Raw genomic sequence first — 13,965 nt, 5'->3', positions numbered from 1 at the left:
TGCAGAACGCTAATAAAAAAGTTTTGAGAGTGTTTACATGTAACGAAGGAAAAGTGTGGTTTGAAGCCTATTCATGCCCCAAATCCACTATAGAAGGATGGCTAACGCGAGGCGATCTTTTACGCCAATTTTTTCATAAATGGAACTGAGATGTGCTTTGACGGTGCGTTCAGTCGTACCCACACGCATCGCAATCTCTTTATTGCTCATCCCTTCTTTAATGAGCAGTGCAACATCGCGCTCTTTGAGGGAGAGTTTTTCAAGCAAATGATGCTTTACATGTAAGGATGTTTTTTGAGTCATCAAGGTTTGAATCATCGTTTGAATAAACTCAGGATAAAGCCATGTATCGCCGTGTCTGACAACCGCTAATGCCTCTTCGAGATGCAAAGGGTCCATATAGGTGTTGCCATACGCTCGTATCCCGTATTTGAGCAAAAGTGAGCCTTGGACAAACGTTGGTTTTTGGCTAAAAAGCATAATGTGAACATGCGCATATTCGCTCTGCAATAGATCTAAAAACCCCTCGATCTCGTCGCCATAACAACGCTCATCAAGCAGTAAAACAACCTTTACATGTAAGGATTTTAAAAAGCTCAAAAGTTCTTTTTCGTGGTGGCAAATACGAATCTCTTCTGCTTTTAAGCTCTCTGTCCAATGGTCAATAATGTCGGCATGCGATGCGTAGAGGATGATCATATTAACGCTCCCTTAGTGCATTATTTTTTGCTTTCAAAATAGGTTTAAGTAAATAGTCCAAAACGGTCTTTTTGCCCGTTAAAATATCGACGGTTGTGGTCATCCCCACCATTAATTCCAGTGGTTTTTCAGCTGTTCCAAGATGATTTTTATCGGTTTTGATATGAACTAAATAGTAACTCTCTCCTTTGTCATTGGTAATTGTATCGGCACTGACGAAGACGAGTTTGCCTTTAAGTCCCCCGTAAATCGAAAAATCATACGCGGTAAATTTAACCGTCGCATCCAGTCCAAGCCTCAAAAAAGCGACATCGGAAGGTTTGATCTTGGCTTCGACGAGCAGAGTATCTTCCGTTGGAACGATCTCTAAGATGTCCATACCCGGTTTGACAACGCCTGAGACCGTGTTGACCAAAAGTTGCTTCACCGTTCCATCCACAGGAGCGCGCACCAGCGTTCGCTGCACACGATCTTCCAAACTGGTTTGTGCTTCTTGGAGCCTCGACATCTCCGCCACGGCTTCATTGAGATCTTTTTTCGATTTATTCATAAAATTCAGCTCAGCTTCACCCCGTTTGCTTTTGACCTCGCTGATGCTTGATTGAACTCTTGGAATGGCAAGACGCGTGGTTTGAAGCTCACCTTGAATGTTGTTGGTTTGGCGTTTGAGTTGCAAAAATTCGATCTCAGAGACCAACCCTTTTTTAACCAAAGGCTCCATAATCTCAACCTCTTTGCGTACCAAGTTGTAGCTGGTTTGCAGTTGAGATACCTTCGATTCCAACTCTGTCAGCTCGCTCTCTTTTTGCTTGATCTGTTCATTGAGAATTTGAAACGTTTGCATCAGCTGTTCTTGATTGGACTGGTACAAACTTTTCTCATACATGATCTGCTTTTTCATCTCCTCGCTTTCACTCTCCAGTGAAACTTCAAAAGGCTGACCGCTTGCTTCAGCTTCAAGGCGCATCGACTTTGCTTTAAGTTCAACATACCTCAGACGGCTCTCACCGTACGAGCTTGCAAAGTTTTTATCATCGATGCGAAGAAGAATTTGCCCTTTTTGAACATGGTCACCCTCTTTGACCAAGATCTCAGAGACAATACCGCCTTCTAAGTTTTGAATCACTTGCAACTGTTGTGAAGGAATAATTTTGCCTTCACCGCGTGTCAACTCATCGACCTCAGCGATGCTCGCCCAAAGAATAATCCAAAAAATAGCCGCTGCAATCACCCACAAAATCTTCCGCGAAGAGCTCGGAGCTTTTTGTAAAATCGCCTCACTGAGGCTGGACATAAACTCTAAATCGTGTTCAGTATAGGACTTTTTCATGCGTGTTTCACCCCATTGAGTTTGGCAATAACGTCCTCTTTTTTACCATCTAAGAGCACGTGTCCGTTTTCAATGACGATCAAACGGTCTACAAGATCTAACAGTGACATTTTATGTGTCACCAAAATCGTTGTTTTATCTTTAATAGCCTCTCTTAACGCATGCTTAATGCGGTTTTCTGAGGTGTTATCGAGCGAATTGGTGGGCTCATCCAAAAGCATAATCGGCACATCGACCAAAAAAGCCCGCGCAATTGCGATGCTTTGCCTCTGCCCTCCTGATATGCCATCGCCTCGCTCCAACACAGGCATATCAAATCCTAAAGGATGCGCATCAATGAACTCATCGACTGCACCCATTTTTGCCGCTTTCAAAATCGTTTCATCATCAACATACGGCGCTTTATAGACGATATTTTCACGCACTGTACCGTTAAAAAGAACCACATCTTGAGGCACATAGCCGATATTTTTACGCAAATCCACAGGATCGATCTGGTTGATGTCGATGCCATCGACCAAAACAGAACCGCTATCAGGGGCATACAGCCCTAAAATCAACTTTTCAACGGTTGTTTTACCCGAGCCATTGCGACCTAAAATGCCCACTTTTTCACCTGCCTCGATCTTAAAAGAAACATTTTCAAGGGCTTGCTTATTGCTCTCAGGATAGGCAAAAGAGACATTTTTAAATTCAATTCTTCCACTAAAGCGCTCACGTCTGACAAATTTTTTACCACTCGGACGCTCAACGGGAAGTTTCATAATGTTATCAAGCGCGTTATAAGCGGTACGTGTCTGCTCAAAACTTGAAATCAGTGCCGCCACTTGTCCCATCGGTGCAATCGCTCGTGACGAGAGAATGACTGCGGCAATGAGTCCACCCATAGTGAGTTCAACCTCTTTGATCATATACACACCAATTAAAATCACCACGACCGTATCTAGCTGAACCAGAAACGAGGTAATCGTTGTAATGGAGTTTGATAAAATCTTAGATTTTAAGCCACGATTGGCGATCTCGCCGCTCGCCTCTTCCCATCGCCACTGTGCATGACCTCCTGCAGAGAGCGTTTTAATCGTTTCAAGCGCATTAAGACTCTCAATCAAAATGCCATTTTTGATCGCAGATGCCATGTACGTACTCTCAATGCTTTGCTGCAATGGCTTTTTAACCATAAACGTATAGAGCAAAATCAACAACATTAAGACAATCGGAACAAACACCAACGCCCCTGCGATAAAATAGACCGTAAGGAGAAAAATAAGCGCAAAGGGAAGATCGATAATCGCACTCAGCGTTGAAGAGGTGAAAAAATTGCGAATCGAGTCAAAATCGCGTAAATTGCTTGCAAAAGCACCTACCGATTTTGGGCGCGACGCCATTTTAAGATCCATCACCTTTTCAAACAAGATGGAGGACATAATCACATCGCCCTTTTTACCTGCGATTTCCAAGAAATACGAACGTACAAATTTGAGGACAATGTCCAGAATATACACAACAAAAAGCCCCAAAGAGAGCACCCATAAGGTTTCGACCGCATTATTGGGAATGACTCTGTCGTACACATTCATCGTAAAAAGAGGACTGGCAAGCACAAAAAGGTTGACAACCAACGAGGCTAAAATCACGTCAATATAGATCTGCTTAGAGCGTTTCAGTGTTCCCCAAAACCAACTGCTCCCATCATGATCTATCATCTGACTTCGACTCTCTTGGCTCATAAACTCTTTTTTGAGCAAAAAGGCAAAGCCCAAATACTCTTGCGCTAACGTGCTTACATCGACCCAATTTTCACCCTCACCAATGTCGGGGTGAATAATCTTGGCTTTTTTGCGTGTCTCATCAAAGCTTTCCAAGATCACCGCCGAGCGGTTTTTAAGCATCAAAATGCACGGAAGCACCAAAGGAGAAAGATCCGCTAGGTCTTTTTTGACCAACTTTGTGAGAAATCCTGCACGTTTTGCAGCGCGTGAAAAGAGTGACTTTGAGCCACCTTTAAGGGAAAAAAGCTCCACAGAGCTAAACCCCTTTTCAATCGGCAAACCCGCAATCAACGCTTCAGCACTGTACGGGATGTTGTGTAGCTTTGTAAAAAGCACTAAACACGATAGCAATGGATCTTGTTTATAATCTTGTTTGACTTCGATTTCAGATTGCATATTTATCCTATGATCTTAGGCTCGGCGATAAAACTGCCTTGGATATATTTGACACCCATTTTCTCTAATGTCTCTTTTTGGGTACTGTTCTCAACATTGGTCGCGATGACTTTTATCTCCATACTATCGGTGATAATGCCAAGGCTTCGGTTCGGTGCATCCAGACCATTACCAAAAAGATCGATCATGTATGAGGCTTGAATCTTGATGTAATCAGGATTGATCTGCTGAATTGCATCTAGGCTTTCGCTGTTAATCGCAAAGTTATCGATTCCAAATCCGTATCCAAAACTGCGTAGGTATTTTGAAAATTTGATCAAAATTTCAATCGGCATATCTAAGGAACTTGGCATCTCAAAATAGAGCCCTTCCATGCCCAGTTTTTTAAAGCCCTCCACACTGTCTTCCAACCACGCCCAGTCGTTACTTTGCATAAAAATATCTTTCCCAAGGTTGATACAAATCGCTTTACATGTAAAGTGTTTTTCACGCAAAACCTCGATGGCACGCTGAATTACATAATGATCCAGTTGCGCGCCTAGTTTAAGCTCCATCACCATCGGCATAAAATAGCCTGCATTGTGCAGATGCCCATTATAATCTTCCAAACGCAAGAAAAGCTCGCTGTGAAACTCTGAGGCGACCGTATGAATAGCCACCACATTTTGATAAGCGAGTTTGAAGCGTTTTTGATCCATCGCATTTTTAAGCTCTTGTGTCCACGCCTCTTTACCAAGCACGAGTTGCGAATCGCCTGCTTGTTCCACAAAACTGTTGATGCTAAACGCACCTCTGGCTTTGGAAGAGGTCAGCGCAAAATCGGCTTTAGAGAAGAGCTCTTTGGAGTCGGACTTAGCAAAATACTTGGCATACCCGATATTGATAAAATGCTCTTTTTCGTTGAGTTCATAATTTTTAGTCAGGTTTTTCACCATCGCATTGATCTCTTCGCAAAGAAGCTCAAACGAACTTTGTGACGTCGCAGGCGCTAAGATAGCAAAGTCGGTGTCACTGAGTTTGGCACTGACATACTCTTTTTGATTGCTAATCGCCATCGTAATGCACGATGCCATCTCTTTGATAAACGCTTCACTTTTTTGATACCCCAATTTTCCCTTCAAACGCTCAAAATCATTCAACGAGACCAAAATCAACGCCCCTTGCGCATTTTTAGCTTCGCTGGAGAGGTACTCTTGGAGTTTGATGTTAAAATAACGACGGTTGTACATCTTGGTGACCGTGTCTTGGTAGAGAATTTCATGGTAACGACGAACCGCATCCGCCTCTTTTTCAAAAATCTCTTTGACTTTTTTCACCATACTGTTCATCGCAAAAACAACGTTTTTGAGCTCTTTGGTAAACGGAATGTCATGTTGAAGGATAAAATCGCTCTCCAAAATAGCTTCGGCTTGCTCTTTGACCCGTTTGAGAGGCTTCAACACAATGGTTAAGATGAGTTGCAAGCAGAAAAAGCCGATAAATGAAGCGACGATAAAAACAGCTAATACTTCTTTAAAAATCGTCCATAATTGACGGTACGCATGCCCACTGTTGAGCTGTACGGAGATAATACCATAAGGCGTCCATCCTAGCATGATTTGTGAACTAGCGACAGGCGTTTCAACTTTAATATTTTTAACAAACCACGCAGGCACGTCTGCTACAATGACCTCTTGGACTTTTTCAACCAAAATCTCTTTGTTCATTCCTTCTAGGGTGATTTTTTCATAATAACCACTGTCAAACACGGAATTAATCATTGTTTCAGCCATGGAAGTGTCATCTTCACTTGCGACCGAACTGATGGACAAGCCTAGTGAATTCGCCGTATGAAGCGCGTCCGTGTACGCTTGTTCTTTGACATATTCATTGGAACTGTTAAAATTGAACCACATCACAGCGCCAAAAATCACTGTCTGAAAAATGGACAAAACAATAATTATCTGTTTAAAAAGGGTCATTGCTCTTCTCTCCTAATCTTATCTATCAAATCAAACCATTTTTTATTTTTCTGCATACCGGAGGGGACAATTTGCCCTAATCCTTGTTGCTTGGCAAGATACAACGCATCACCATTAAAACTGTAAACAGGCACGAGATCGTTTCTCTGTGTTGCTGGTAAAATTTTGTAATTGATGTTGTCTAAAACAAGAGGAACAGAAGTGGGTGTCTCAAAATAGGTTAAAACCATATGAGCTTGTTGAAATTTTATAGCCTTAACATACGTAAAAAAAAGCTTATCTGTTGAAATGCCTAATTGCTTTAACGTAAAATACTTCGCAATCACAAAATCTTCACAATCACCCGCACCCATCCCAATAAACTCCATGCGTGTCGCCCAGTAATCTTTCTGCTTCCAAAGGGATTCGTCGGATACAAACTGCATCTGGTTGAAAAAGGCGTTGACCTTCTCAAGCTTCTCAGATTCCCTAGAAGTTTGAAGCGAGAGCAGCAGCGTGTTTAATGCCTCAACTCTTCGCTTCGCAGAGCCTCCGTATTTTGTTTCAACTTTTTTGAGGATTTCTTGTGTAAAAAATTCTTGTCCTGCATACAGTGTTAAAACAACAAAGATAATAACTAAAAATAGCTTTTTACGCATCCTTCGTTTCTGGGGCTTTAGCCCATCTCCCTAAAGTCTGCTCATTAAAATGAGACACTTTTATGAGAGCATGTTTGAACATCATAGGTTTGCCCAAATGAAGCATCAAAATAGTCGGTTAAAACACCCATGTTATCTAAGATTCTGTATTTGGCGTATAGCAACGTTGCTTCTGCTTCTGCGAGGGCTTGTCGTGCTGAGTAGTATTCGCCCTCGGCATCCAAAAGGTTAATCAAATCGCGTTTACCAATTGCAAACTCTTGTTGGTACGCATTGAGTGTTGCTTGGCTAAATTTTTTGTGTTCTTGCAAAAGGTCAATACGTTTTTGAGTCGACTCATAACTCTCCCATGAAAACTTAACACTCTCTTTAAGATCACGTTCAAGTGCGGCTAAGGTCTCTTTTTCTTTCATCGTCAAAATGGTGTACTTCTCTTTGGTGAGCATGTCAGCACCTTTGTTATACAGGTTGTATCTGAATTTTAAAAGCGCGGAGGTGTTTTCATAACGTCCATCAACGCCATCAAGGTCATGACCAACGGTTCCGGCAAGTTCAAAATCAACTTTAGGGTAAAACGCTGCTTTAGAGCCTTCATACAAAGCATCTGCAAGTCTGACATTGGCTTCTTGCATCTTAATGGAAGGGTTACATGTAAAGCTTTTTTCATTGAATTTTTCATAACTGACAGGAACAGTCGCTGCAAAGTCTGGTTTTACAAGGTCTTTAGCATCGAGTTTTTGACCGTAGAGTTTTTCAAAAGTTGAAACGGCGTCTTTATAGTTGTTTTCTTGCGAAATCACATTGGATTGTGCAAGCGTATAACGGCTACCGGCTTGTTGTGTCTCAGAGAGACGACCAAAACCTGAATCAGAACGCTCTTTAATCTGTTTGTAGATCGCTTCATGGGTTTGTGCGTTTTCACGTGCAAGATCCAAAAGCTCTTTGTTTTTTAAAAGCATAATGTATGCGTTGGTATACGCCAAAAGTGTTCTATCGGCTTTCTCCGTTACGCCAAACGATGCCGCTTCGAGTCTATTTTTTTGTTGTTTGATGGTATTTTCTGTCGCAAAGCCATTAAAGAGATTTTGGTTTAAAACCAATGAAGTCTCATCGGTGACACTGGAAAGTTTACCCGCTCCTGGTTCTTTGTACGTCTGATGCCCGTAGGAGCTAACCAAGTCAAGTGTTGGAAGGTATCCATTTTCTGCAATGTTATACTCTTTCTTCACTCCATTGAAATTCTCGACACTCTCCTTTACTTTAGGACTTGATTCGAGAATCGTTTTTGCGCCTTCTTCTAATGTTAAAGAAAAAGCGAACACTGGAAAACATATCGCTGCCAAAGTTAATGCTTTTGTGAGATTCATAATCTCCCCCTTTGTTTGATCTTACCAAAATAATACAGAACCCTATTCATCGATTGAGCAATTGTATCATATTATTTTTCCAAGTGCAATAGAAAATGAGGATTATAAGTCTCAAAAGTATTTATGTGTGACAATTTGCTTTCACAAGCCCTATTTAAAGCCTTTTGTCACTAAAAATTATGCTGTAATCTTTTTGTAATATTCTTCACTATTTTTATTAAAAGACGATTTAAATCTCTTTTTAATTTATACGTTATTGCACTCCTTTCACTCCTCAAATAACGCTATAATCTTCGTGTATTTCATCTTTTTTATCTCCCTTCATGCCACATTTAGAGGTAAGAAAATCTTAAAACAGATTACCATACTCCCTCTCCGTCACTTCTTTAATAGGCTAAAACTGCCTCTCTCATTTCTTTACATGTAAGCCTATTAGCATAGGTTTTCATTCATGATTAACATTTGGTTCACACTAGATTATCAAACCGTTAAAGTTTTTCATTTATACTTTCATTACAAAACAAAAACGCCAATTTGTTTTGTAATGATCTTCCAAAGTTAAATTTCGACACTCAGATTGCCCCCATTCTGAGTGTTTTTTCTCCTTCAACCACGCTTTTTAGACGCAATTATTTTTCAAAAATACTATTGGTAATTTGCACCGTTGAAATCGCATTTTGGGGTGAACCATCGATGAGTTTGTCAGAGTAGGTCAGATAAATAAGCGTATTGCGTTTGGCATCGTAAAAGCGAACCACCTGCACATGCTTAAACAGTAACGATGTTGACTCTTTAAAAACGCGTTCACCATCACTCTTTTTGGACTGAATCGTTTGAGGCAATGTGATAACACCTGTTTGCCTGCACGCGATCGAAGCATCCGACGTATCTTCCGCAATCCCCAAAGAGCCTTTCACCCCGCCCGTTTTTGCACGCGAAAGATGGCACGAAACACCAGGTATTTTGGGGTCATCAAATGCTTCAATCACAATTTTATGATTGGCACCCAAGAGAACAAAAGCCGTATTGACCGACCCAATCTCCTCTGCAAAAGCACATGAGCCCAAACAGATAAAAGCCATCCCTAAACGATACATTTTTATCGCACTATCCCTCATTTTGAATTCCTTAGTTTGGTTATATTGCAAGCCCTAAACACCACTTAGCTGATTCTGCACTTCATTTGGCGTTGGTGATACAGCCAAAATGCAGTCACCTACAATGCTTTTAAAGACTTAGAATAGAACTCTTTTTCAGAATGCTTGCTTAATTTTACCGTTTACGTAAGATCACTACAATGATTTAACTTTTTTTACGTTTTTGCTCTAGGAAAGCGCCTAACGCTTCCAACACAATTTGAGGCTTCTCTTCAGGCACAAAATGACCGCAATCCAAAAGCCCAAAGCCACTGACATCTTCGGCACGATCTTTCCACCCTTGAAGAATGTCCCACAGTTTTCCCACAACACCATTCGCGCCCCACAACACTAAAAGCGGTGTTTTGATCTTGGTGGAGCGATCAACGATGTCATGTTCAAGGTCAATGCTCGCAGCCGCCCTATAATCTTCACTGATCCCATGCACCGTCGCAGGGTCAGAATAGCATCGGATGTAGTCTTGTAAAACATCTTCTGGGAAGTTTTTAAGTGCCTCAGGGGAAGCTTTTTTCAGCAAATTATTGCGAATAAAATAATCAGGATCAGCGCCTAAAAATCGCTCAGGAAAATCGAAAGGCTGAATGTAAAAAAACCAGTGCCAATACTTCGTCGCAAACTCTCTGTTGGTGCGCTCATACATATCGTACGTCGGTAAAATATCCATCATCGTACAGGTCAACACTTTGTCGGGATGATCCAGCATCAAGCGATGGCACACCCTAGCCCCTCGGTCATGCCCTACGATGTGATACTCACTAAAGCCTAAATGCTCCATCACCTTCACTTGATCGAGGGCCATCACACGTTTGGAGTAGTTCGAGTGATCGGGTAACCCTTTGGGTTTTGAGCTATCACCGTATCCGCGAAGATCGGTCATTACAACAGTGTAACGCTTCGCAAGATCGGGAGCAATGTCTCGCCAAATAAGATAGTTCTCAGGATGCCCGTGTAACAGTAAAATGACCTCTTTGCCCTCGCCTCCAACAAGCGTATGGATCGACACATCGCCCACATCTATCATCATACGCTCAAACCCTTGAAAATAATCCGTTATAGCCATGACGTTCTCTCCTCCATATTAAGCTCCATCTGTTTTTTAATCAACGATTTAATGCCACCACTTTCAAGAATATGCAGCGTATATTCTGACATCGGCTCTGCCTGTGCAATTTTGCCCGTTTCATCGCAAATTTCGCCACTTAAAAGATCGACCTGCACAGTGGCACCTGATGTGACGAGTTTTGAAATCAAAGGGCACACCAACACGGGCAGTCCTAAATTGATGGCATTGCGATAAAAGATACGCGCAAACGACTCCGCGATAATCGCACCCACACCAACCGCTTTGAGGGTAATCGCCGCATGCTCACGACTACTACCACAGCCAAAGTTCGATCCAGCAACGATAAAATCGCCTTTTTTAACGTTACATGTAAACTCAGGATCAGCTCCAAACATCGCATACTTGGCGACATCTTCCACATCGGTAAACTCCACAAAACGCCCTGGGTAAATCTGATCCGTATCGACATTATTGCCAAAGACAAAGGCATTGCCTGTTAATAATTTTTGCATTTTTTATCCTTTACATGTAAAGTGTTGGGTCAACGATTTCGCCCATTAAAGCCGCAGCAGCAACTGCTGCAGGAGAACCTAGAAAAATCTCCGCTTTGGTGTCACCCATGCGCCCAGGGAAATTGCGGTTGGTCGTGGTGATGCAGGTCTCACCAGAGGCAAGCATCCCCTCATGCGTTCCCAAACAGGCTGCACACCCAGGGGTCACAAAGGTAGCACCTGCTTCAACGAGGGTTTGCACATACCCTTTCTCCATTGATTCAAGGAGCACGCCTTTAGACGCAGGCACAATGACAAAACGTGTGCGAGATGCAACCTTTTTTCCTTTTAAAATACGCGCTGCAATGCCGATGTCCTCAGCCCTTCCACCCGTACACGACCCCAAATAGGCTTGATCGATGTGCCGACCGATAAATTGACCCAAATCGTAGACGTTATCCACACTGGAAGGAGCTGCGAGTTGCGGTTTGAGGTGATGCACATCAAACGTGACTTCATCCGCATAATGAAAGTCAGCGTCCGTATGATAAATCTCGTAAGGACGCGCTACTCTCTCTTTCAAAAACGCCATCGTAATGGCATCAGGCTGAATGTAGCTCGTTTTTGCGCCCATTTCGGTACTCATATTGCACAGTGCCATACGCTCTGAGATGCTAAGATGCTCCAACATCGAGCCACCAAACTCAACCGCTTTGTAAACAGCATAGTCCGCTCCTAGTTCGCCAATGGCATGCAAGATGGCATCTTTGGCGTAAACGCCTTTGGGGAGTTTGCCTTCAAAATTGATTTTGATGATTTCGGGGACTCTAAACCACAGTTTTCCTGTCACTAAAATGATCGCCAAATCCGTCGCTCCCACACCCGTTCCAAACGCGCCAAACGCGCCATGCGTCGTAGTGTGTGAGTCGGTAATAACGACGATCTCTCCGGGGTACGACAACCCTTTATCGACAAGGACTTGATGGCACACGCCTTGGTCGATGTCCATCAAAAGATCAATGCCTTGATCCCAACAAAACTCTCGAAACTGCTTCTGATTTTGGGCTTGCAGGATCGTTGAAGCAGGTGCATAATGATCTAAAAACATAATCACACGGCTTGGGTCATGCACTTTAACGCCACCCATTTCATAAAAAGAGCGAATCGTTTGTAAATACAGATCGTTAATGCCTGCCATATCGACTTCACAGTTAATAATCTCACCCGCTTTGACAGACGTCAACCCTGCTTTTTTCGCCAATAGCTTCTCAATTGCGTGCATGATGCCTCTCCTCTTTTTCAGTTACTTTCAAATTTCTTTTGGTTATTGTATTGCAAGTAGTTATCTAAAAGCAAATAATACATAATTATATACAATATAAAGGAGAGCAATATGGATTCATCATTACTCAAGATTTTCGTTGCGGTTGCCAAGCATCAAAGCATCTCATTGGCGGCGCAAGAGCTCTATTTTACGCAATCCAATGTCACGCTTCGCATTAAACAACTTGAAAAAAAACTGGGCTACCCTCTTTTTCACCGTGTACCAAAAGGTGTTATTTTGACGTATGAGGGAGAAAAACTCTACCCTTATGCGCTTGATATTGTTACCAAAGTGGAAGAAACCATTTTAAAAATGAAAAATATCTCAGAGCAGACGCTTTTACGCATTGGAACAAGCCAAGCCAATGCCATTATTCGCCTCTTGACCTTTATCGAAAAGCTTTCACTTGATTATCCTACCATGCAAATCGAACTTTTTGCCAATGGAACACCGCAGGTCATTGACGCTCTTTTGGAGTATAAAGTCGATATTGCGTTCATAACAGGCGATCCGAACCATAAAGACATCATCATCTTAAATGAATTCAGCGATGATCTCTACATGGTTGAATCCAAACATAAAACGAGTCAAAACTGCATCATAGGCTATCGCGAAAAAAGCACGCACTTGAACTTCTTTAAGCAGTACTGGGAAGCGTTGGGAAACACGGAGTACACGACGATCATTTTAGAAAATTACGAAGTGATGCTAGGCTGCGTTAAAGCCGGCATGGGAAGAGCGTTTTTGTCAAAAACAATTGTCGATAAATACCATTATACCGATGACCTCATCTTAACCAAACTCCCACCCAATGCGTGCAATTTAGAGACCCATTTAGTGTGCAGAAAGGACTCCATTCCTTTCATAGGGGATTATTTAAAGCAGATGCAATTACACTAGTTTGTGCTTACATGTAACCTTCATTGATTGAGTGTCCTCTTTCTTTAGGTTAAAGTGTATATTTGCACAAAATATTAATGAATAAACTCCATTGGATTTTTACACAGGTACTCAAATTCAAGATCTTCAAGCTTACAACCTTCAATAATGCGTTGATTAGACTCTACACTGTCTATAAAAAGTGGAAGGATCAACTGACACTGCTCACACTGATGGCGATAAAGTTCCTCTTTTGTGGGATGTAAAGGAGCCGATAGATTGAAAATGCCCTCAAGAGAATGATCCATTGCAAAGATAACAGCGCGAATGACATCCATTTGATGAACATGATTCACGCGGCTCTTTCCATCCTTAACAGGTTTGTTGGAATAATATTTACCAGCAATGCGACCAGCTCCCATTAACCCAGCACATCGAAAAATAACATGCACTTTTCCATAAAGACTCTTTTCTGCTTCATAATATAACGGATTTGATGAAGATGTTATCTCACTGTTTTCATTATAAACGCCAGGCGTTTTAGGGTAAACAGAAGACGAACTTACAAAAAATATTTTCTCAATGGTTGAAAAAGATGGGTGCTGCGAGAGTCTCTTTATAAAATGAAGATAATCCTTAAATTTGGATGGAGGATAGTTGATAAACAGATACTCACACGAGAGTAATACATCAAGGTTATCATACACACCTTCCGTTAAGACATAAGATTCAAAGCCTAAGTCCATATGAATGCGTTTCGCTTCTTCATTACGCGCAGCAAGCTTGATAGTATAGTGGTCTTTCAGTGTGTGAGCAAGTTCTAAGCCTAACCAGCCAGCACCTAAAATAGAGAGTATTTTCATAAACTATTACTCCCCCATCAAAATACAT

12 protein-coding genes are annotated in these 13,965 nt (G+C 41.9%); 1 reads left to right on the top strand and 11 read right to left on the bottom strand.

Translation table 11 applies throughout. The annotated features are described in order from the left end of the window. Window positions 1-87: 87 nt before the first annotated feature. From JU57_RS05045 to JU57_RS05000, 10 genes are all read right to left on the bottom strand, one after another. Window positions 88-699, bottom strand: coding sequence for a response regulator transcription factor (locus JU57_RS05045; protein WP_051906615.1), 612 nt, complete (start codon window positions 697-699; stop codon window positions 88-90). 1 nt (window position 700) lies between these two features. Continuing rightward, window positions 701-2,029: an HlyD family type I secretion periplasmic adaptor subunit gene (locus JU57_RS05040; RefSeq protein ID WP_037957790.1), complete on the bottom strand. Its 1,329-nt coding sequence runs from the start codon at window positions 2,027-2,029 to the stop codon at window positions 701-703. After that, entirely contained in the window at window positions 2,026-4,194 is a 2,169-nt protein-coding gene (locus tag JU57_RS05035) for a type I secretion system permease/ATPase (RefSeq protein ID WP_051906614.1), read from the bottom strand. Before JU57_RS05035 ends, JU57_RS05040 begins: the two co-directional genes overlap by 4 nt. Before the next feature lie 2 nt (window positions 4,195-4,196). Further along, window positions 4,197-6,155, bottom strand: coding sequence for a LapD/MoxY N-terminal periplasmic domain-containing protein (locus tag JU57_RS05030; protein ID WP_037957780.1), 1,959 nt, complete (start codon window positions 6,153-6,155; stop codon window positions 4,197-4,199). Beyond that, on the bottom strand, window positions 6,152-6,793 hold the full coding sequence (locus JU57_RS05025) for a transglutaminase-like cysteine peptidase (RefSeq protein ID WP_037957770.1): 642 nt from the start codon (window positions 6,791-6,793) through the stop codon (window positions 6,152-6,154). Before JU57_RS05025 ends, JU57_RS05030 begins: the two co-directional genes overlap by 4 nt. A 44-nt stretch (window positions 6,794-6,837) precedes the next feature. After that, a complete protein-coding gene (locus JU57_RS05020) occupies window positions 6,838-8,160 on the bottom strand; it encodes a TolC family outer membrane protein (protein ID WP_051906612.1) in 1,323 nt (440 codons plus the stop codon). A 629-nt stretch (window positions 8,161-8,789) separates the two neighbouring features. Then, on the bottom strand, window positions 8,790-9,257 hold the full coding sequence (locus tag JU57_RS05015; RefSeq protein WP_051906647.1) for a CreA family protein: 468 nt from the start codon (window positions 9,255-9,257) through the stop codon (window positions 8,790-8,792). Between the two features lie 205 nt (window positions 9,258-9,462). Beyond that, complete coding sequence (locus tag JU57_RS05010) at window positions 9,463-10,377, bottom strand: alpha/beta hydrolase (protein ID WP_037957758.1); 915 nt, start codon at window positions 10,375-10,377, stop codon at window positions 9,463-9,465. Then, on the bottom strand, window positions 10,368-10,892 hold the full coding sequence (locus JU57_RS05005; protein WP_037957757.1) for a 3-isopropylmalate dehydratase: 525 nt from the start codon (window positions 10,890-10,892) through the stop codon (window positions 10,368-10,370). The genes JU57_RS05010 and JU57_RS05005 overlap by 10 nt, the downstream gene beginning before the upstream one ends. 10 nt (window positions 10,893-10,902) lie before the next feature. Beyond that, window positions 10,903-12,153: a 3-isopropylmalate dehydratase large subunit gene (locus tag JU57_RS05000; protein WP_037957750.1), complete on the bottom strand. Its 1,251-nt coding sequence runs from the start codon at window positions 12,151-12,153 to the stop codon at window positions 10,903-10,905. Window positions 12,154-12,264: 111 nt separating this feature from the next. Between JU57_RS05000 and JU57_RS04995 the strand changes: the two genes are divergently transcribed. Then, window positions 12,265-13,095: a LysR family transcriptional regulator gene (locus JU57_RS04995; protein WP_037957749.1), complete on the top strand. Its 831-nt coding sequence runs from the start codon at window positions 12,265-12,267 to the stop codon at window positions 13,093-13,095. A gap of 74 nt (window positions 13,096-13,169) precedes the next feature. Here JU57_RS04995 and JU57_RS04990 read toward each other — a convergent pair whose 3' ends face one another. After that, window positions 13,170-13,937 carry a hypothetical protein gene (locus tag JU57_RS04990; RefSeq protein WP_037957748.1) on the bottom strand — a complete coding sequence of 256 codons (768 nt, stop codon included), beginning with the start codon at window positions 13,935-13,937 and terminating at the stop codon, window positions 13,170-13,172. Window positions 13,938-13,965: the final 28 nt, after the last annotated feature.

This window comes from Sulfurospirillum sp. SCADC (assembly GCF_000743525.1).
In the GTDB taxonomy this organism is placed as follows: domain Bacteria; phylum Campylobacterota; class Campylobacteria; order Campylobacterales; family Sulfurospirillaceae; genus Sulfurospirillum.
This window is presented reverse-complemented; position numbering and strand designations above follow the sequence as displayed.